This is a genomic window from Bradyrhizobium sp. A5 (genome assembly GCF_042076515.1).
Lineage (GTDB): Bacteria > Pseudomonadota > Alphaproteobacteria > Rhizobiales > Xanthobacteraceae > Bradyrhizobium > Bradyrhizobium cosmicum.
Window position 1 is genome coordinate 5,316,826 of record NZ_CP148990.1, and the last position, 19,300, is coordinate 5,336,125.

The following is a 19,300-nucleotide window of genomic DNA, read 5'->3' on the forward strand; positions in this document are numbered from 1 at the left end:
CGTGGGCACGGCGCAAGTGCGTCTTTGCCCACCCTACGATTCCGAACTGGCGGAGAGAAAGAGTTGGCTAATCCCACGCCGGCGCAAAGCCGGGATTGACGCAGCGCTTGTCCTTGGGCAGCGCGGCGATCTTTTTGCGGTCGGCATCGTCGAGCGTGATCTTCAGCGCGTCGAGATTGGCCTGCTGGCTCTCGCGGCGCGACGCCTTCGGGATCGCCGCGACGCCGTCCTGGTCGAGCAGCCATTTCAGCGCGACCTGGGCCGCGGTCGCATTATGCCTGACGCCGATCTCGGCCAGCACCGGATCGGAGGCGATGCGCCCCTGCGCCAGCGGGCAGTAGGCGACCAGCGGAATCGACTTGGCGTTGAGATAGGCCAGCACCTTCGATTGATCGAGCATGGCGTGATATTCGATCTGGTTGCAGACGATCGGCGCCTTGATGTCCTCGACCGCAATCTTGAGCAGCGCCGTGGTGAAATTGGCGACGCCGATCGCGCGCGTACGCCCCTCCTCCTTCAGCTTCATCAGGGTCTCGAACACCGTGCCCCAGTTCGCCGACTTGGACGGCCAGTGCACGAGATAGAGATCGACGTGGTCGAGCCTGAGCTTCTGCAGGCTGGCGTCGAAGGCGCGGCGGATCGCGTCGGGGCTGAGGTTCTCGTGCCAGACCTTTGTCGTGACGTGCAGCTCGCCGCGCGGCAGGCGGGCGGCCGCGAGCGCGGCGCCGATCGCTTCTTCGTTGGCGTACATCTCGGCGGTGTCGATATGGCGATAGCCGATCGACAGCGCGCTCTCGACCGCGGCGCGGCAGTCATCGCCCTGCATGCGGAAGGTGCCGAGGCCGAGCTTGGGCATGCTGATGCCCTGTGTCTTCAGATTGTCCATGAGTTAACTCCTGACGTATTCAGCCCGCCGAATTCGCAAGGCGAAGCCGCGTGGGCAAACTCTTCGGCGATGGAGAAGGGGTGGCGGGTATGGTCAGCATAGCGCAGAAGCCGCGCGGTGGCCAATCAAGAACGGGTTAGGTTCTTCCTCACCGTCGTGCCGGGCTTGTCCCAGGCATGACGAATACCCCTCACGAATGCTGCGCCACCATGGCCGGGCGCGCCTGAGGCTGCGGCACGAGGTCGACCGACCAGAGATCGCGATTATCGACGTCTTTCAGAGTCACGGTCATGACGCTGCTGGCGCCGTCGATGTCGACCCGGCCGAAGAACTGCAAGCCGAAGCAGGGCGCCAGATTCTCGCCCTGCGCTTCGCTGCAACCGTGCTGGTACATCGCGACCGGGCCGAAGGTGTCGTCGAGCTCGCCCGGTCCCCAGGTGCCGGCATGCAGTGGCCCGGAGACGAACTCCCAGAACGGCTCGAAATCCTGGAATTGCGCCTTGTTCGGATCGTAATAATGCGCGGCGGTGTAATGCATGTCGGCTGTGAGCCAGACGATATTGCGGACGCCCGCGCGCTTGATGGCGGCAAGCAGATCGGCGATCTCGTGCTCGCGCCGGTCGGGCGGCCCATTGCCGAGCGCGACGGCATCCATGCTGACGAGGCCAATCGGCAGGTCGGCCGCGATCACCTTCCAGGTCGCACGCGAGGCGACGAGTTCCCGCTTCAACCAGGCGAGCTGCTCGGCGCCAAGGATCCAGCCGCGGTGATCCTGGCCCTTGTTCCAATTGTCGTCGCGATAGCTGCGCATGTCGATCATGAAGACGTCGAGCAGCGAGCCGTAGGCGATCTTGCGATAGACTCGCCCCTGCCGGGCGCCGACGTCGCGGATCGGCATGAAGTCGAAGAAGGCGCGGCGGGCGCGCGCGACGAGCCGCGGCGTGCCGTCGTCCTCGTAACCTGCGTCGTCATGACTAGCAGCCGGCGACCAGTCGTTGGTGACCTCGTGGTCGTCCCACTGGGCGAACATCGGCACCTCGGCATGGAAGGCACGGAAGTGCTCGTCGAGATGGTTGTATTTGTAGTTGCCGCGGAACTGCGCCAGCGTATGCGCGACCTCGGCCTTTTCCTCGGTGACGATGTTGCGCCAGACCTCGCCGTTCGGCAGTTTCTGCTCGGAAGGAATCGTGCAGTCGGCGTAGATGTGATCGCCGGAGTGGATGAAGAAATCGGGGCGGTTGTCGAGCATCGTGCGATAGCTGCGATAGCCGCCGCGCGCGATATCGATGCCCCAGCCCTGCCCTGCGACATCGCCGGACCACAGGAACGAAATCGACCGGCCCCCGGCCGGCGCGGTGCGGAAATGGCCGACGCGGCTTTCGCCGGCAATGCCGGCGGCGATGTCGTCGAGGCGCACGCGGTAGAAGATGTCCTGCCCGGGCGGCAGGTCGCTCAACAGCAGCTTTGACGTGAAATCCGCATCCGGCAACGCATCGCGCGACGCGGAGGCGATGATGGTCCTGAAACTCTCGACGGTCGAGCATTCCACCTGCATGCGCGCCGGCCGATCGGCGCCTGCCCAGATCACCGCTGAGCCGTCCGAGACGTCGCCGGACTGGATGCCGCCGGCGATCTGCGGGCGGTCGGCGGCACGACTGATCGAGGGTTTCGCAAGCGCAGCGATGGCGAGGCTTGAGGTGGAGCGGACCAGGAACTGCCGCCGGGTCCAAGCGCGCGGGGCGCGGAGAGTTGCCATTCAGGAAACCTTCGTCGAATCGTGACGGAAGGTGCCTGCGCTCCTTGACTCCCGGCTTACGGTTTCTTGACTCCGAGCCTACGGTTTTGCGACGCGCGGATGACGGCCTCGGATCCGACTAGCGCTTCCAGCTGCAGATGCCGCCGGAACGACACGGCCAGGTCTGGATCCGGGTGTCCATCGCCTGCGCATCGAGCGGATTGCCATGGCGATGCGCGAGCCTGGTGCGCGCTCCGCCGCGCGGCTGGGCGCTTCTGGCATGCGCGATCTTTGGCTCGGACACATGCACGCGCTCGGCGGCAACCTTCTTCGGCACGTCGACCGGCTCGGCGCGCGCTTGAGCGTCGTTGCCGCCGCGCGCCTCGAGTGCCACCGGTGCAAATTGCGTCTCGGGCCCGAGACGCTTCGGCGACAGCACCGCCTTGGAGAGGTCGAGACCGAGATATTCACCGGGCTTGTAGTCGTCTGCACGCGCAACGCCGCTGCCCGCGAGGACGAGGGCAACGGCAGCAGCAAGATAAACGCTCTTCAGGACCACGGACGCCTCCTGAAATTGATTTATGAAAGGGCCAATTTACCCTTATTTAGGGGGCGTCGCGCGCAATTCCAGCGGTCAAGTGCCGCCGTGGTTAAGAAGTTTGGCGGTGTCAGGCGACCTTTCGCGTGGCCCCCGTCCCGTCCAGGAACCCCATCAGGCGGCTGCGGATGATCTGTTCTGCCTCTGCCATGATGCGATCGACGAGTTCCTTGCAGGAGGGAATGTCGTGGATCAGGCCGGCGACCATGCCGCAGCTCCAGGCGCCCGCGTCCATCTGGCCGTCCAGCATGATCCTGGGATAGACGCCCGCGACCTGGTCGTGGATGTCGTCGATCGTGAGCTTGTCGCCCTTCTCGCGCTCGATCTCGAGCAGGCGGTCGACATTGGCATTCTTCAGGACACGCTCGGTGTTGCGCAAGCTGCGCATGATCAGACGGGTGTCGAGCTCGGTCGCCGCGACCAGCGCGTTCTTGACGTTCTGATGCACCGGCGCTTCCTTGGTCGCGATGAAGCGCGTCCCCATGTTCATGCCGGCCGCCCCGAGTGCGAGCGCGGCGACGAGACTGCGTCCGTCGGCCATGCCGCCGGAGGCGACGAACGGGATCTTCAATTCCTCCGCCGCGCGCGGCAGCAGGATCATGTTGGGAATGTCGTCCTCGCCGGGATGACCGCCGCACTCAAAACCGTCGACGCTAACGGCGTCGCAGCCGATCCGCTCAGCCTTCAGCGAGTGGCGGACTGACGTGCATTTGTGGATCACCTTGATGCCGGCCGCCTTCAGCGCGGGCATGTAGGCTTCCGGACTGCGGCCCGCAGTCTCCACGGACTTGACGCCGCCTTCGACGATCGCCGCGATGTATTCCGGATAAGGCGGCGCCGAGAAGGTCGGCAGGAACGTCAGGTTCACGCCGAACGGCTTGTCGGTCATGTCGCGGCAGCGCGCGATCTCCTTGGCAAGCAGCTCCGGCGTCTTCTGCGTGAGACCGGTGATGATGCCGAGCCCACCCGCATTGGAGACGGCAGCGGCCAGCTCTGCAAAGCCGACGAAATGCATGCCGCCCTGGATGATGGGATGCTCGATGCCGAACAGTTCGGTGATCGCGGTCTTCACTTCAATACCTCCCGGAATTTTGCTCAGGTTGAGATCAGTCTAGCCGGACTTCTGTGCCGCGGTCACCATTTCTCGCCGAAGGGGCGGATCTCCATCTCGAAAGTCCAGGCGCTTTTGGGCTGCTGATAGAGCTGCCAATAGGAGTCGGCCACCGCCGACGGCGGCATCAGCAGATCGGGATTGTCGAGCGCATTCGGGCCGAGCGCCTCGAGCCGGCGCTGCCGGACCCATTCGGTGTCGACGCCGGAATCGATGATGAGATGGGCGACGTGAATGTTCTTCGGCCCGAGCTCGCGCGCCATCGCCTGCGCCACCGCGCGCAGTCCGAACTTGGCGCTGGCAAACGCCGCAAAACCGCTGCCGCCGCGCAGGCTTGCGGTCGCGCCGGTGAAGAAGATCTTGCCGCCGCCGCGCGCCAGCATCAGCCGCGCAGCTTCCCGCCCCGCCAGGAAGCCGGAATAGCAGGCCATCTCCCAGACCTTGCGGAAGACGCGCTCGGTGGTGTCGAGGATCGGGAAATTGACGTTGGCGCCGACGTTGAAGATGCAGACTTCCAGCGGTGCATGCGCGTCGGCCTCGTTGAGGAAGGAGACGACTTCTTCTTCCTTGCGCGCATCGAGCGAGCGGGCCTGGATCTCACCGCCGGCGGCCTCGATGTCCTTCACCAGCGGCGCCAACTTGTCGCCGTTGCGGCGGCCGGCGAAGATCGAAAAACCTTCGGCGGCGAATTTCCTGGCGATCTCGGAGCCGATGAAATCGCCGGCCCCGATCACGGCGGCTGTCGCGTCTCGCTTGGGCAAGGTTGCCTCCTCCGGAGAGAGTATTGATTGGAGCAGAGGCTATAGTTCTAAAATAGAACTGTCAAACCGGGAGCCTAGCCGGTAAACTAAAGATGAAATATCGCTGACCGTTCAAGTCAGTTCCTTTTTCTGACTTACTAACGAGGCCGGAGATCGGACCATGAAGTGGGACACGCTGGACGAAGAGCCCTGCTCGCTTTCCCGCACCGTCGCTGTGATTGGCGACCGCTGGACGCTGCTGATCCTGCGTGAATGCTTCTTGCGCGTGCGCCGGTTCGAGCGATTTCAGTCTTCGCTCCAGATCACCCGGCATCTGCTCTCGGAGCGGCTGAAGAAGCTGGTCCGCTTCGGCATCCTGCGCCGCGTGCCCTATTCCGAGGCGCCGAAGCGCTACGAATACATTCTGACGCAGAAGGGGCTCGACCTCTATCCGATCATCATCGCGATGGTGCACTGGGGCGACGCCCACATGGGCGATGAACGCGGCCGCCCGCTGCTGCACGAGCACAAGACCTGCGGCAAACTGTTCGATCCCGTGATGGTGTGCTCGGAATGCGGCGAGCCGCTGCATGCCAAACAAGTGCATGTGCATGCAGGGCCGGGGCGGAGAGAAACGGTGGCGGGCTAACTGAGGCTGCCCGCTGATGCATCGCAGGTCATCGGACTTCCCACGGAGCGAAGCGTCTACGCGAAGGGAACACCGTAATAGGCGTTGATGCCGCGAACCGCGGCGTCGTCTCCCCAGTTCCAGTCGCTGCGTTCGCCGTATTTCGGCGCGCCTTCGAGCGCCGTGGCGGTAATGCCGGTGAGGTAACCGCCAAGCTCGGTGTCGTATTTGAGCGACTGCCAGGGCAAGGGATAGTGATCGCTCCCGAGGCCCAGGAAGCCACCAAAGCCGAGCACGGCGTAGGACACCTTGCCACTGACCTTGTCGATCATCACGCGCTCGATCGAACCGATCTTGTTGCGATCCGCGCCGTAGACCGATGTTCCCTCGACCTTGTCGCTGCCGATCAGGCGGCCCATTTCGTTCCGGTCCAACTCACCCTGGTTCATCATCGCGATTCTCCGCTCAGCCAATATGTGAATCAACCGGGCTTGGAAATGATCGTTCCAAAACGCATCGTGAGCCAAAGTGCCACGCGAAGGAGCGAACCTAGTGAAGAGATGCGAATGACTCACGCGGCGATAGAAAATCGAACATCTCGGCCGCAACGTGAAGCTGCTCAATACGCGCGGCAACGCAATCGCGCTCAATGCCGACCGGCAAACTTGCGAGCTCGCGCTCGAGCCGCAGCCTCTGCGCGTCCAAACGTTGCTCGAATGTGTGTGGCTCAGATCGTCGTCGCATGTTCCGTCCTCGGCGGTTGCAGGCCCGAGCTATTGGCCCAGCGCTCGACTTGCTCGATGACCTTCTGATGGCTCGGACGCAGGGGCTGCGGCGGCCCGGGCTCTTCGGAAAGCTGGCGGGGTAACTTGACCTCATCTGTCATGGCCTGTCTCCCTTTTTCCAAACATGCGCCCTATCCCAAGACATTTCAAGATATAACCTATTGATTTTACTTGATTACTCTACTCAACCGACACTTCTTCGGACTCCTGTGGAACTCGCGGCAAGTTGGCGGGTTCAGCAAACTGCTCAACCTACTAACTTTGCGTGATTGACCATGAACGACCTTCGCGCCGAGCGGCTTCAAGTGATGCTTTCCCCGGACGAGCTGGCCGCGGTTGATGATTTCCGGTTCAAGCACCGCATGCCGACGCGCGCCGCTGCCGTTCGCGAGCTGCTCAAATTCGGACTCGCAGCCGCGGGCATCGAGACCAACATCGGCTCTTCAACGGGTGTCAAATCCAGCGAGTTCGGTGTCTTCGGCCGCGGTCCGGAGGGACACTCGCCGGGAAAGCCCGAGGGGGACGCCGAGGACTGATTACGCTCTCTCACAAGCAAACGACCCTGGCACGGTGGGTGCCAGGGCCGTCTTGGAGATTGCTTCCGGCTCACCGGGGGCATGATAACCGGAAGCAATCTGTCGACTCTCCGCGCAAGGATTCGTTCCCCGCGCTATTTGTGGCACATGATCTTTTCGGAAAGCCGCTTCACACTTTTCCGTATCATGCTCTAACCGCTCGGCGCGGCGCCGGAATCATCCGGCGTCATGCCGGAGCCCGGCGTCTTGCTGTCGTCGTTCAGCTTGGGATCACGGGTCGCCTCACGCGACGGCGAGCTCTTCGAATCCGTCTTGTGCGCGGTCTGCGCACGCTGCTTGTCGCGCGGCTGATCCTCCGCCCGCTTGTCCCTGACGATGCCGTGGTCGGAATGGGCCATGATGTCCTCTCGCGTTTATGGATTGCGTCGAAGCGCTTACGCGCGGACGCGTCGAATGTTCCGGGACGCGAGAGAAGCTTCGCTAGCTGTGCACGGCGTGGGTCGGTGCAGATGCATTTTCCTGATGCACCTGGCGGACCGTTGTCACCGTCGCGAACGCGACCGAGACGCCAAAGGCGAGAATAAAAGAGAGAAGAGCCAGACGCGGAGCCATTGCAAACCTCCTTCTGGAAAAGCAATGAGATCGACTATTCCCGGATGATCCTAAGTTGCTCGATTGCAGTCCGTGAGCGATCTCACACGAAGAGTCACGCGGATCAGGCACCCTGCATTTGAAGGACGCGAACCTTGACGGGCGGGATTTCGCCGTCGAGCCAGTCCTGCTCGTTTGCGAGCGCCATCCACGCCTCCGCCATCCGCGAATAGCGCTTGTGGGTGGGCTGGCCATCGGCTCGCTCGGCGAGCTGCAGGCAGTTGTCGGCGTTGTCCCTGAAGATGTCAGACTGTTTCATGGTGAAGATCTGGGGACGGAACCCTGACGTCGCAACCGCCCTTACCGGATCGTAACGTCCAGGGAACTTCGCGCGCCGCCGATCATTGGAATCCATGCGTACTCTTGTCGTGATCGTCCTGACGTTCATCAGCACCGCAGCACTCGCGGACGGCACCGTTCAGCGAACGGAGGGCCAGCGGCCACCAACGGCGACCGATGTCATCATCGGCCTCTATACTTTCGGCCGCTTCCAGCAGGGTCTGCTGGAGAGTGCCGACCTGAAGAGCAATGCGGAGGTGAAGAATCTCGCCGCCCTGCGCGCCGACGAAGCAGTCAGGCGCGACAAGGCCCTGAAGGAGATTCAAGTGGCGACCGGCGCCGAGCCGCGCGTCGGCAAGACCACCGCCAGCACGAGCCTCGCCGAGCCTGAGAATTCGGATGGACCTGCGTACGTCCGGACCTTCTTCGCCGCGCAGATCCCGGAATATGAAACCGCAATCGCTCTGCTCGAGCGCTATCTGAAGGCACCCGACAATCCGGCGCTTGCCGCCTTTGCCCGCGAGCAACTGCCGATGCTGCGCTCGCAGGTGAAGGACGCCGAGCGCACGATGGCCGACAAGTAATTGGCAGTGCCGGGAACCTCGCTAAGGGCCGGAATTTTTTCCGGAATCCGATGGAACCAATCATAATTCCCCCGGTTATTTGGGCCGGGCTGAGCAAAGCAGGTTCCAATTTCTCGCGCCGCGGCCTTGGCGCTTGATTTCGAATTTGGCTACCGCTCTAGTTTGATCAATCGCGTCGCGCCGTGGATTCGGCCGACGCCGCGGGGGAAATAGTATGAGCGACCTCGATCCCGGAACTGCATCACGCTCCGGTCGTCGCGTCCCAAAGCCAAAAAACAACGGTATGTCGGAGCCGGATTCCCGGCCGGAATTGCTGCTCGCCTTGCAGGCGATGCGCAGCGGCGATTTCTCGGTGCGGATGAGCGGCGACTATCTCGGCATCGACGGCAAGATCGCCGACACGTTGAACGAAATCATCGCCGCCAACCAGCGTATGGCGCAGCAACTCGAGTTGGTCGGCCAGGTCGTCGGACGCGAGGGCAAGACGCGCCAGCGCGTCAAGTTCGGCCTCGCGAGCGGCTCGTGGGCCGACATGGAAGGCTCGGTGAACACGCTGATCGACGATCTGTTGTGGCCGACGCGCGAGGTCACGCGTGCGGTAGCCGCGGTGGCGCAAGGCGACCTGCTCCAGACCGTCAAGCTCGACGTCGACGGCCGCCCGCTGCGCGGCGAATTCCTGCAGTCGGCGACCATCGTCAACACCATGATCAAGCAGCTCGGCGTGTTCACCTCCGAGGTGACGCGGGTGGCGCGCGAGGTTGGCACCGAGGGCAAGCTCGGCGGCCAGGCCCAGGTGCCGGAAGTGACCGGCGTCTGGAAGGACCTCACCGAGAGCGTCAACTCGATGGCGAATAATCTGACCAACCAGGTTCGCAACATCGCCGAGGTGACGATCGCGGTCGCGAACGGCGACTTGTCCAAGAAGATCACCGTCGACGTTCGCGGCGAAATTCTCCAGCTCAAGGAAGCCATCAACACGATGGTGGACCAGCTGCGCTCCTTTGCCTCCGAAGTGACGCGCGTGGCGCGCGAGGTCGGCACCGACGGCAAGCTCGGCGGCCAGGCGATCGTGCCCGGCGTGGCCGGCACCTGGAAGGACCTCACCGACTCCGTCAACGCGATGTGCGGCAACCTCACCGCCCAGGTGCGCAACATCGCGAACGTGACGACCGCCGTGGCGCGCGGCGACCTGTCGCGCAAGATCACGGTGGACGTGCGCGGCGAAATCCTGGAGCTGAAGGATACCATCAACACTATGGTGGACCAGCTCAACTCGTTCGCCTCGGAAGTGACGCGCGTGGCGCGCGAGGTCGGCACCGAAGGCAAGCTCGGCGGCCAGGCCCAGGTGCCGGGTGTGGCCGGCACCTGGAAGGACCTCACCGACAACGTCAACTTCATGGCGTCGAACCTGACCGCGCAGGTCCGCAACATCGCCGACGTCGCCACCGCGATCGCAGGCGGCGACCTCTCGAAGAAGATCACGGTGAACGTCTCGGGCGAAATCCTTCAGCTGAAGGAAACGCTCAACACCTGCGTGGACCAGCTCAATGCGTTCGCCGGCGAAGTCACGCGCGTGGCGCGCGAGGTCGGCACCGAGGGCCGGCTCGGTGGTCAGGCCAACGTGCTCGGCGTCGCCGGCACCTGGAAGGACCTCACGGAAAGCGTCAACTCGATGGCGTCGAACCTGACCGCACAGGTCCGCAACATCGCCGAGGTGACGACCGCAGTCGCAGGCGGCGACCTCTCAAAGAAGATCACCGTGGACACGCGCGGCGAGATTCTGGAGCTGAAGGACACCATAAACACCATGGTGGACCAGCTCAACGCCTTCGCCGGCGAAGTCACGCGCGTCGCGCGCGAGGTCGGCACCGAAGGCAAGCTCGGCGGCCAGGCCGTCGTGCGCGGCGTCGGCGGCACGTGGAAGGATCTGACGGACTCCGTCAACTCGATGGCCTCGAACCTGACCGGCCAGGTCCGCAACATCGCCGAAGTCGCGACCGCGGTCGCCAAGGGCGACCTGTCCAAGAAGATCACCGTGAACGTGTCGGGCGAAATCCTTCAGCTGAAGGAAACGCTCAACACCATGGTCGACCAGCTCAACGCGTTTGCCGGCGAAGTCACGCGCGTCGCGCGCGAGGTCGGCACCGACGGCAAGCTCGGCGGCCAGGCCGACGTGCCCGGCGTGGCCGGCACCTGGAAGGACTTGACCGACTCCGTCAACTCGATGGCCGGCAACCTCACCGCCCAGGTCCGCAACATCGCCGAGGTCGCAACCGCGATCGCCGGCGGCGACCTGTCGCGCAAGATCACGGTGGACGTGCGCGGCGAGATTCTTCAGCTCAAGGACACGCTGAACACGATGGTCGACCAGCTCAACCGCTTCGCGGGCGAGGTGACGCGCGTCGCGCGCGAGGTCGGCACCGAAGGACGGCTGGGCGGCCAGGCCAACGTGCCCGGCGTCGCCGGCACCTGGAAGGACTTGACCGACTCCGTCAACTCGATGGCGGGCAACCTCACCGCCCAGGTCCGCAACATCGCCGAAGTGACCACCGCCGTCGCGCGAGGCGACTTGTCCCGCAAGATCACCGTCGACGTGAAGGGCGAAATCCTCGAGCTGAAGAACACCATCAACACCATGGTGGACCAGCTCAACGCCTTCGCCGGCGAAGTCACGCGCGTGGCGCGCGAGGTCGGCACCGAAGGCAAGCTCGGCGGCCAGGCCGAGGTGTCCGGCGTCGCCGGCACCTGGAAGGACCTCACCGACAACGTCAACTTCATGGCCTCGAACCTGACGGCTCAGGTCCGCAACATCGCCGAGGTCGCCACCGCGATCGCAGGCGGCGACCTCTCGAAGAAGATCACGGTGGACGTGCGCGGCGAGATCCTGCTGCTGAAGGACACCCTGAACACCATGGTCGAGCAGCTGCGCTCCTTCGCCGCCGAAGTGACGCGCGTGGCACGCGAGGTCGGCACCGAAGGCCGCCTCGGCGGTCAGGCCGTCGTGCCCGGCGTCGGCGGCACCTGGAAGGACCTCACCGACAACGTTAACCTGCTGGCCGCGAACCTCACCACGCAGGTCCGCAACATCGCCGAGGTCACCACGGCCGTCGCACGCGGCGACCTGTCCCGCAAGATCACCGTGGACGTGAAGGGCGAAATCCTCGAGCTGAAGAACACCATCAACACCATGGTGGACCAGCTCAACGCCTTCGCCGGCGAAGTCACGCGCGTCGCGCGCGAGGTCGGCACCGAAGGCGAGCTCGGCGGCCAGGCACAGGTGCCCGGCGTGGCCGGCACCTGGAAGGACCTCACCGACACCGTCAACTTCATGGCGGCGAACCTGACCGAGCAGGTCCGCGGCATCGTCAAGGTGGTGACCGCGGTCGCCAACGGCGACCTCAAGCAGAACCTCACGGTGAAATCGAAGGGTGAGGTCGCGGCGCTCGCCGACACCATCAACAACATGACCGAGACGCTTGCGACCTTCGCCGACCAGGTGACGTCGGTGGCGCGCGAGGTCGGCGTCGAGGGACGGCTCGGCGGCCAGGCCGACGTGCCGGGTGCTGCAGGCACCTGGAAGGACCTCACCGGCAACGTCAACCTGCTGGCGGCAAACCTCACCTCGCAGGTGCGCGCGATCGCGGAAGTGGCAACCGCCGTGACCAAGGGCGATTTGACACGATCGATCCAGGTCGATGCCCGCGGCGAGGTCGCCGAGTTGAAGGACAACATCAACACGATGATCACGAACCTCCGTCTCACGACGGACGTGAACACCGAGCAGGACTGGCTGAAGACCAACCTCGCCAAGTTCACCAACATGCTTCAGGGCCAGCGCGACCTCGCCACCGTCGGCCGGCTGCTGCTCACTGAATTGTCGCCGCTGGTGAACGCTCATACCGGCGTGATCTACCAGGTCGAGAACGAGGATGATCCGCAGCTCCTGCTGCTCGCCTCCTATGCCGGCGACGGCATCTATCCGTACCAGCGCGTGCTGCCATTCGGGGACGGCCTGATCGGCCAGTGCGCGCTCGACAGACGGCCGCGCGTCATCGCCGACATTCCGGCCGACGTGGTGCCGATCAATTCGGCGCTGTTCCGCGTCGCGCCGAAGAACCTCGTCGTGCTGCCGGTGCTGTTCGAGGGCCAGGTCAAGGCCGTGATCGAGCTCGCCTCGCTCACCTCGTTCACGACCTCGCAGATGACCTTCCTCGAGCAGCTCACCGATTCCATCGGCATCGTGCTGAACTCCATCGAGGCGACGATGCAGACCGAAGGCCTGCTCAAGCAGTCGCAGCAGCTCGCCGGCGAGCTCCAGACCCAGCAGCGCGAATTGCAGCAGACCAACGACCAGCTCGAGCAGAAGGCGCAACAGCTCGCCGAGCGCAACGTCGAGGTCGAGCGCAAGAACCAGGAAATCGAGCAGGCCCGCCGCGCGCTGGAGGAAAAGGCGACGGAGCTCGCACTGACCTCGAAATACAAGTCCGAATTCCTCGCCAATATGAGCCACGAGCTGCGCACGCCGCTGAACTCGATCCTGATCCTGGGTCAGCAGCTCACCGACAACCCGGACGGCAACCTCACCGCCAAACAGGTCGAATTCGCCCGCACCATCCACGGCGCCGGCACCGACCTGCTCAACCTCATCAGCGACATTCTCGATCTCTCCAAGATCGAGTCCGGCACGGTGACGGTCGACGCCGAGGAAATCCTGACGGCGAACCTGCTCGAGACCGTCGGGCGGCCATTCCGGCACGAAGCGGAGAACCGCAATCTGTCGTTCAAGATCGACGTCGACCCCAACCTTGCGCGCAGCATCGTCACCGACTCCAAGCGCCTGCAGCAGGTCCTGAAGAACCTGCTCTCCAACGCCTTCAAGTTCACCGCCGAAGGCGAGGTGCGCCTGAAGGTCGCCGCCGCGGTCGGCGGCTGGGGCACGGATCATCCGGTGCTGAACTCGGCTCCGGCCGTGATCGCGTTCGAAGTGTCCGACACCGGCATCGGCATTCCCCTGGAGAAGCAGAAGCTGATCTTCGAGGCGTTCCAGCAGGCCGACGCCGGCACCAGCCGCAAATACGGCGGCACCGGCCTCGGCCTTGCCATCAGCCGCGAGCTCGCAGGCCTGCTCGGCGGCGAAATCCATCTGCGCAGCACGCCCGGCAGGGGCTCGTCCTTCACGCTGTATCTGCCGCTGAAATATTCGGGCCCGACACTGCGCCGCGCGCACCCGCGCAGCATCAGTACGGCCAGCCGCCGGCGTTGCAGCCCGCCACGCCCGAGCAGCAGCGCGTCATCGAGCAGATTGCCGATGACAGGCTCAACCTCGAACCCGGCGACACCATCCTGCTCATCGTCGAGGACGATCCGCACTATGCGCGCATTCTGGTCGACCTCGCCCGCGACAAGGGATTCAAGGTTCTGGTCGCCGCGCAGGGCGCGGAGGCACTGGAGCTTGCCAAGCAGTACCAGCCGCGGGCGGTCTCGCTCGACGTGTTCCTGCCTGACATGCTCGGCTGGACGGTGCTGAGCCAGCTCAAGCACAATCCGCTGACCCGGCACATCCCCGTGCAGATCATCACGCTCGACGAGGACCGCCAGCACGCCCTGGCGCGCGGCGCCTTCTCCTTCGTCAACAAGCCCACCACGACCGAAGGGGTCTCCGCCGCGCTGACGCAGATCAAGGAATATGCGCGGCCGCGGCGCAAGCGGCTCTTGATCGTCGAGGACAACGAGGCCGAGCGGATGTCGATCCGCGAGTTGCTGCATCACGACGACATCGAGATCGTGACGACCGATACCGGCGCTGGCGCGCTATCGACGCTGCGTCAGGAACCCTGCGACTGCGTGGTGCTCGACCTGCGGCTGCCCGACATGAGCGGCTTTGATGTGCTCGACCAGATCCGCAACGACGAGACGCTGTCGAACATTCCGGTCGTGGTCTTCACCGGCCGTGAGCTCTCGGCGGAAGAGGATGCCGAGCTTCACACCATGGCGCGCAGCATCGTGGTGAAGGGCGTGGAGTCGCCGGAGCGTCTGCTCGACGAGACCGCGCTGTTCCTGCATCGCGTAATCACGGAACTGCCGGTCGAGAAGCAGCGCATGCTGGAGAAGCTGAACAGTTCCGACGAGGACCTGATCGGCAAGACCGCACTGCTGGTCGACGACGACGCCCGGAACATCTTCGCGCTGTCGAGCGTGCTGGAACGCCGCGGCATGAAGGTGCTGACGGCGACGACGGGCCGTGAGGCGGTGACGCTGGTCGAATCCAATCCGGAGATCGCCATCGTGCTGATGGACATCATGATGCCGCAGATGGATGGCTACCAGACCATCGGCGTCATTCGCGAAAACCCGGCCTTCGCCCGCCTGCCGATCATCGCGCTGACCGCCAAGGCGATGAAGGGCGACCGCGAGAAATGCCTGGAGGCCGGCGCGTCCGACTACCTCGCCAAACCAGTCAACACCGATCAATTGCTGCTTGCGATCCGCATGTGGCTGCACCGTTGAGTTTGGATCTGCGAATGGACCACGAAAAGGTCAACATCCTCCTCGTCGACGACCAGCCGGCCAAGCTGCTCGCCTATGAGGTGATCCTGAAGGAGCTCGGCGAGAACCTCGTGACCGCCTCGTCGGGCCGCGAGGCGCTCGAGGTGCTGCTCAAGACCGAGATCGCGGTGATTCTGGTCGACGTCTGCATGCCCGAGCTCGACGGCTTCGAGCTCGCCGCGATGATCCGTGAGCATCCGCGCTTCCAGAAGACCGCGATGATCTTCATCTCGGCCATCCAGGTCAGCGACATCGATCGGTTGCGCGGCTACGAAATGGGCGCGGTCGACTACGTTCCGGTCCCGGTCGTGCCGGAGGTGCTGCGCGCCAAGGTCAAGGTGTTCGCCGAGCTTTATCGCAAGACCCGCGAGCTCGAACGGTTGAACCAGGATCTCGAGGACCGCGTGCGCGCCCGCACGGCGGAGCTGGAGAACTCCACCGCAAAGCTGCGTGAAAGCGAAGAGCGGCGCAGCATGGCGATTGCCGCCGGCAAGATGGGGTCCTGGGACTGGGACTGGGTCAACGGTGACTGGATGTGGGACGATGGCCAGTATCGCATTTTTGGTGTGACGCCCGAAACCTTCAACGTCACCTCGGCGAACATCCAGGCATTGCTGCACCCCGATGATGCCGACCAGTTCAGCAAGGCCATAGCGGCGTTCAATATGGGGGTGCACGCCCATGAAGGCGAGTTTCGCGTCAGCCGTCCCGACGGCGAGGTGCGCTGGTGCGTCGGCACGGCGGCCGCCACGCTGGACCCGAGCGGCCGTGTCGTGCGGGTAAGCGGCGTTACCGTGGACATCACCGAACGCAAGCGCGCGGAGGAGAGACAGAATCTGCTGGCGCGCGAGGTCGACCACCGCGCCAAAAATGCGTTGGCGCTGGCGCAGTCGATCGTGCGCCTCACCCGTGCCGACGAGGTCAAGGCTTACGTCAACGCCGTCGAGGGACGCATCAATGCGCTGGCGCGCGTCCACACGATCCTGTCGCTGTCGAGCTGGCAAGGCGCGGAGCTCTCCAAGCTGATCGAGGAGGAACTTGCACCTTATTCGCTCGGAGGCCAGATCAAGCTGGCGGGTCCCGAGGTTCAGTTGCTGCCGGCGACCGCGCAGACGCTGGCGCTGGCGCTGCACGAGCTTTTCACCAACTCGGCGAAGTACGGCGCGTTGTCGGCGCGGGCGGGTCGGCTTGCAATCGGCTGGCAGGTCGAGGACGACCACCTCACATTGACCTGGGACGAAACCGGCGGTCCGCTGGTCGGGCCGCCGAAGTCCCGCGGCTTCGGCACACGGAGCCTTCTTGCCAGCGTCGAATCCCAGCTCGGCGGACAGGCGGAGTTCAACTGGCGGCCCGAAGGCCTGTTGTGCCGTCTCGAGGTGCCGCTGACGCTAAAGGGCGCAGCGCCGACCAGCGCGGGAAAGTTCGACCCGGTTCCCTCCGGGGCTCTTCAGCGGGCTTCAGGTTAGCGCGACGCGACGACCCTGATACGCGTCATCGGCCAAGACTCGTCAGCCAGACGTCCTTCCAGCCATGCTTCCGTTTGCGAGAGATCACGCAGCGCCCGCGCGTAGCGTCGGGCTGCGCTCCGCTCGGCGCCGCGCGGCAGCTTGCGTGCCTTGCGCAGCATGTCCGCGGCCGCGTTGCGATAGGCGAGCGAGCGATAGAGAAATACGACCTTACCCATATCGGAGTTCCCGTGTTGATGCCGTTCATCCTCGCAATACCGGCATGAACGTCGGATGAAGCAGGTGATGACAATTCCTTCATGAAGATGGAACCGGGGATCAGGTTGCGCGTTTTGTACGCAAAACGGAGGGCGGTTCCATGCGTGCGAAGAAGTCGCCCAAGACGTCGCGGAGCCTCGTCTCTCCCGCCGGAATCATCAAGCTAATGACCCACGCAATGATGGGCGCCGCCCTCGGCCTTGCCTTCGGTCTCGCCCTCATCCTGACCAATCCGGCCGTCGTCAGCTTGCTGAATCACGGCGGGGATTCGGCAGCGGTCGCTTTGGTTCTCACCTTGGTAACCACCTTCGCGATCGGCGCGACGCTCACGGGAATCGTGTTCATGATCGCCGAGGACAAGGAATTTTGAAGCGCGCGTGAAGCGTATGGGGCCGCTCAATCGGAACTCCCGCGGTGAATGGCGGTTGGCTGCCTGCGTCAATTCAACTCAGGGAGTTCCCGCGTATGAAGACCACCAAGCTCGCTCTCGCCGTGATGCTGGCCACCGGCGTCACCGCCGCCCCGTTCGCCGCGCAGGCGAAGTCGCACAAGGCCAAGCACGAATCCGCGACCCAGTCGTCGCAGACGACAGGCGCGAACACGAAATCCAAGGGTGCCGATCCTTCCGGCCAAGGCGGCTCCGGCCCCGGTTCCGATCAGGGCGGCACCATGACGAACAACAAGGGCACAACCAACAGCAAGTAGCGCCAGCCGACAAGGCAATCAAAAAGCCCCGCTGCGACGCGGGGCTTTTCTCTTCGACGATCAATCGAGCGCGCGTCGGCTTTAGCCACCCGGATGTCAGTGATTGCCTGGACGATCGACTGCGGAGCTTGTCTTCACGAGTGATCGAGCTGCGCACGCTTGCGTGCGATCAGGAGCTGGGCCGCGGCATCGTCGAGGCCTTCGCGCTGCAATTGCCGGATGGCTGAGCCGAGCTCGAGAATCTCTGCGCGCAACCTCAAGATCCGGTACGCGTCCGGGTCTTCCTCCACCGCACGCTCCCAAAGCTTTCAGCGGCGCGCGATCGCACGCAGGGGGTTGCTGGCTGTCTTGACGGGACGAAGGCGCACCCGGCCGCGAACGTCTGGCAGGACGTCGCCGCCGCCGGCAGCCTTCCATTCGCCGATCAGCAGGCTGATTTTCCGGCGCAGATCCATCTGCGCCAAGGCCTTTTCCGTGCAGTCGCGATCGCGATCGACGAGGTCGCGCACAGACGCCTCGATATCGGCCATCTCCAGCCTCAAGACACTGATTTTACGTCGAATTTCATTAATTCTGTTGTCCATGGCTTGTTAGAACAAAATAAGAACATATAGTCAAGCCGCGATTCCAGCACGGAGAGGTCAGATGCAGGTTCAGGGTAAATATGACGCCAGGGCTTTCCTCGCGGAGCAGATGACGCGGGCGCAAGGCCTGAGGTTGAAGCGGCTGAGCGAGGAGGCCTATCAGCCCGCCCAATACAATCGGGATCTGTCCTCCGCCGAGGCCGCCCATCGCATCCAGGTGCTCGAAGCGGAGATCGAGTTGGCGAACTCGTTCTGAGGCGCGCGCCTGGAACGTTGCGTCAGCGCTACGGTTCTTTCCCTTGGCCAAGGGTGAGAGTCGATGGCACGCAAGGCAACGAAACCCCGCTATTCCCGCAGCGCCGGCGATGATGTCGAGCGCGAAATGCGTCGTTACAAGAAGGGCACCGCGAAAAGCGGCCCGGGCGGCCGTGGTGGACGGGTGAAGAGCCGCAAGCAGGCGATCGCAATCGGCCTGTCGGAAGCGCGCGCGAAGGGCAAGAAAGTCCCGAAGAAGGCGTCGAAGCGAAAGACGACCAGGAAAACGGCCAGGAAGACAACCAAGAAGACGAAGAAGAGCTCGAAGCGCAAATCCAGCAAACGGTGACGCTGCGTCAGATCATGCTGCCCGGCATGAAGCAGCGGATCGATATCCCGAACGCGGTTTTGACCGGCCACACCATGGTGCGGCCGGCACGGTTCGGCTCGGTGATGACGGCCTCGTCCGGCACGTCGATCCACTGCCCGTCGAGCCGCACCCGATAGTGTCCGTCATGCGATTCCCAATCGGGATCTGACACCGCAAATCCGTCTGCATCCGAGCAGCACGGGCCGAGATGGCTGCGAAGGCTGTCGAACCAGGGTTTAAGAGCTGAGTTGGCGTAGCGGCCATCGTCGCGCCCGAGGGCGCTTCCGCTCGTCATCACGATCGGCGCTGCCAACAGCGCACACCTCAGCGAGAGCTTCAATCGATCCATGTCGGCACCGATCAAACGCAAACGCCAGGCTCCACAAGACGGCCAGACGTTCGGAGTTCCACTCTTGTCTTTTGCCCTGGCGCCGTCATTGGCGCCAAAGCGCAACACGCGCCTCCGGACAGTGACGAGCGAACGCGGCTTTTTCGGACGAACCCGTCATCATCGCTGCCGTTAACGCGAATGTTATCGGCGGCCTGTGGGTATCTCGGATGCAAACGAGAAAAGGCGGCCCGA

At 63.9% G+C, this 19,300-nt stretch carries 21 protein-coding genes and 2 pseudogenes; 9 read left to right on the forward strand and 14 right to left on the reverse strand.

Annotated elements, in window-relative coordinates; genetic code table 11:
• Nucleotides 1-67: 67 nt before the first annotated feature.
• The 5 genes from WHZ77_RS25330 to WHZ77_RS25350 form a co-directional block, all read right to left on the reverse strand.
• Nucleotides 68-886 (reverse strand): aldo/keto reductase, encoded by an 819-nt coding sequence (locus WHZ77_RS25330; RefSeq protein WP_375310446.1) that lies wholly within the window; start codon nucleotides 884-886, stop codon nucleotides 68-70.
• 190 nt (nucleotides 887-1,076) lie between these two features.
• On the reverse strand, nucleotides 1,077-2,642 hold the full coding sequence (locus WHZ77_RS25335) for an alkaline phosphatase D family protein (protein WP_375310447.1): 1,566 nt from the start codon (nucleotides 2,640-2,642) through the stop codon (nucleotides 1,077-1,079).
• A 118-nt stretch (nucleotides 2,643-2,760) separates the two neighbouring features.
• Nucleotides 2,761-3,180, reverse strand: coding sequence for a hypothetical protein (locus WHZ77_RS25340; RefSeq protein ID WP_375310448.1), 420 nt, complete (start codon nucleotides 3,178-3,180; stop codon nucleotides 2,761-2,763).
• Between the two features lie 109 nt (nucleotides 3,181-3,289).
• On the reverse strand, nucleotides 3,290-4,291 hold the full coding sequence (locus WHZ77_RS25345) for an NAD(P)H-dependent flavin oxidoreductase (protein WP_375310449.1): 1,002 nt from the start codon (nucleotides 4,289-4,291) through the stop codon (nucleotides 3,290-3,292).
• A gap of 62 nt (nucleotides 4,292-4,353) precedes the next feature.
• Nucleotides 4,354-5,091: an SDR family oxidoreductase gene (locus tag WHZ77_RS25350; protein WP_375310450.1), complete on the reverse strand. Its 738-nt coding sequence runs from the start codon at nucleotides 5,089-5,091 to the stop codon at nucleotides 4,354-4,356.
• Nucleotides 5,092-5,251: 160 nt separating this feature from the next.
• On the opposite strand from WHZ77_RS25350, the gene WHZ77_RS25355 reads away from it, so the two are divergent.
• Complete coding sequence (locus WHZ77_RS25355; RefSeq protein WP_375310451.1) at nucleotides 5,252-5,719, forward strand: winged helix-turn-helix transcriptional regulator; 468 nt, start codon at nucleotides 5,252-5,254, stop codon at nucleotides 5,717-5,719.
• Nucleotides 5,720-5,775: 56 nt separating this feature from the next.
• Here WHZ77_RS25355 and WHZ77_RS25360 read toward each other — a convergent pair whose 3' ends face one another.
• On the reverse strand, nucleotides 5,776-6,150 hold the full coding sequence (locus WHZ77_RS25360; RefSeq protein WP_375310452.1) for a PRC-barrel domain-containing protein: 375 nt from the start codon (nucleotides 6,148-6,150) through the stop codon (nucleotides 5,776-5,778).
• 275 nt (nucleotides 6,151-6,425) lie between these two features.
• Complete coding sequence (locus WHZ77_RS25365; protein ID WP_375310453.1) at nucleotides 6,426-6,584, reverse strand: hypothetical protein; 159 nt, start codon at nucleotides 6,582-6,584, stop codon at nucleotides 6,426-6,428.
• 174 nt (nucleotides 6,585-6,758) lie between these two features.
• Between WHZ77_RS25365 and WHZ77_RS25370 the strand changes: the two genes are divergently transcribed.
• Nucleotides 6,759-7,019 carry a hypothetical protein gene (locus WHZ77_RS25370; RefSeq protein ID WP_375310454.1) on the forward strand — a complete coding sequence of 87 codons (261 nt, stop codon included), beginning with the start codon at nucleotides 6,759-6,761 and terminating at the stop codon, nucleotides 7,017-7,019.
• 191 nt (nucleotides 7,020-7,210) lie between these two features.
• Here the strand turns inward: WHZ77_RS25370 and WHZ77_RS25375 are convergent, their stop codons facing one another.
• From WHZ77_RS25375 to WHZ77_RS25385, 3 genes are all read right to left on the reverse strand, one after another.
• Nucleotides 7,211-7,417 carry a hypothetical protein gene (locus tag WHZ77_RS25375; protein ID WP_375310455.1) on the reverse strand — a complete coding sequence of 69 codons (207 nt, stop codon included), beginning with the start codon at nucleotides 7,415-7,417 and terminating at the stop codon, nucleotides 7,211-7,213.
• 82 nt (nucleotides 7,418-7,499) lie between these two features.
• Entirely contained in the window at nucleotides 7,500-7,631 is a 132-nt protein-coding gene (locus tag WHZ77_RS25380) for a hypothetical protein (protein ID WP_375310456.1), read from the reverse strand.
• Between the two features lie 103 nt (nucleotides 7,632-7,734).
• The gene (locus WHZ77_RS25385; protein WP_375310457.1) at nucleotides 7,735-7,929 is read right to left on the reverse strand and encodes a hypothetical protein; all 195 of its coding nucleotides are present in this window, start codon (nucleotides 7,927-7,929) and stop codon (nucleotides 7,735-7,737) included.
• Between the two features lie 94 nt (nucleotides 7,930-8,023).
• Here WHZ77_RS25385 and WHZ77_RS25390 point away from each other — a divergent pair, with 94 nt between their 5' ends.
• The 3 genes and pseudogenes from WHZ77_RS25390 (at nucleotide 8,024) to WHZ77_RS25400 (ending at nucleotide 16,545) form a co-directional block, all read left to right on the forward strand.
• Nucleotides 8,024-8,533, forward strand: coding sequence for a DUF4142 domain-containing protein (locus WHZ77_RS25390; protein WP_375310458.1), 510 nt, complete (start codon nucleotides 8,024-8,026; stop codon nucleotides 8,531-8,533).
• Between the two features lie 214 nt (nucleotides 8,534-8,747).
• A pseudogene (locus WHZ77_RS25395) lies at nucleotides 8,748-15,040 on the forward strand (HAMP domain-containing protein).
• Between the two features lie 14 nt (nucleotides 15,041-15,054).
• The gene (locus WHZ77_RS25400) at nucleotides 15,055-16,545 is read left to right on the forward strand and encodes an HWE histidine kinase domain-containing protein (RefSeq protein WP_375310459.1); all 1,491 of its coding nucleotides are present in this window, start codon (nucleotides 15,055-15,057) and stop codon (nucleotides 16,543-16,545) included.
• Here WHZ77_RS25400 and WHZ77_RS25405 read toward each other — a convergent pair.
• Nucleotides 16,542-16,763 (reverse strand): hypothetical protein, encoded by a 222-nt coding sequence (locus WHZ77_RS25405; protein WP_375310460.1) that lies wholly within the window; start codon nucleotides 16,761-16,763, stop codon nucleotides 16,542-16,544. The two genes, WHZ77_RS25400 and WHZ77_RS25405, sit on opposite strands and share 4 nt — an antisense overlap.
• A 218-nt stretch (nucleotides 16,764-16,981) precedes the next feature.
• Between WHZ77_RS25405 and WHZ77_RS25410 the strand changes: the two genes are divergently transcribed.
• Nucleotides 16,982-17,173, forward strand: coding sequence for a hypothetical protein (locus tag WHZ77_RS25410; RefSeq protein ID WP_375310461.1), 192 nt, complete (start codon nucleotides 16,982-16,984; stop codon nucleotides 17,171-17,173).
• Nucleotides 17,174-17,268: 95 nt separating this feature from the next.
• On the forward strand, nucleotides 17,269-17,508 hold the full coding sequence (locus tag WHZ77_RS25415; protein ID WP_375310462.1) for a hypothetical protein: 240 nt from the start codon (nucleotides 17,269-17,271) through the stop codon (nucleotides 17,506-17,508).
• A 96-nt stretch (nucleotides 17,509-17,604) separates the two neighbouring features.
• Here the strand turns inward: WHZ77_RS25415 and WHZ77_RS25420 are convergent.
• Together WHZ77_RS25420 and WHZ77_RS25425 are read right to left on the reverse strand one after the other, a co-directional pair.
• Nucleotides 17,605-17,798, reverse strand: a pseudogene (locus tag WHZ77_RS25420) (hypothetical protein).
• An 18-nt stretch (nucleotides 17,799-17,816) separates the two neighbouring features.
• Nucleotides 17,817-18,038, reverse strand: a complete 222-nt coding sequence (locus WHZ77_RS25425) for a hypothetical protein (RefSeq protein ID WP_375310463.1) — start codon at nucleotides 18,036-18,038, stop codon at nucleotides 17,817-17,819.
• A gap of 115 nt (nucleotides 18,039-18,153) precedes the next feature.
• On the opposite strand from WHZ77_RS25425, the gene WHZ77_RS25430 reads away from it, so the two are divergent.
• Both WHZ77_RS25430 and WHZ77_RS25435 read left to right on the forward strand, forming a co-directional pair.
• Nucleotides 18,154-18,348 (forward strand): DUF3072 domain-containing protein, encoded by a 195-nt coding sequence (locus tag WHZ77_RS25430; RefSeq protein ID WP_375310464.1) that lies wholly within the window; start codon nucleotides 18,154-18,156, stop codon nucleotides 18,346-18,348.
• Nucleotides 18,349-18,411: 63 nt separating this feature from the next.
• Complete coding sequence (locus WHZ77_RS25435) at nucleotides 18,412-18,696, forward strand: DUF6496 domain-containing protein (protein WP_375310465.1); 285 nt, start codon at nucleotides 18,412-18,414, stop codon at nucleotides 18,694-18,696.
• A gap of 7 nt (nucleotides 18,697-18,703) precedes the next feature.
• Here WHZ77_RS25435 and WHZ77_RS25440 read toward each other — a convergent pair whose 3' ends face one another.
• Entirely contained in the window at nucleotides 18,704-19,066 is a 363-nt protein-coding gene (locus WHZ77_RS25440; RefSeq protein ID WP_375314812.1) for a hypothetical protein, read from the reverse strand.
• Nucleotides 19,067-19,300 lie beyond the last annotated feature (234 nt).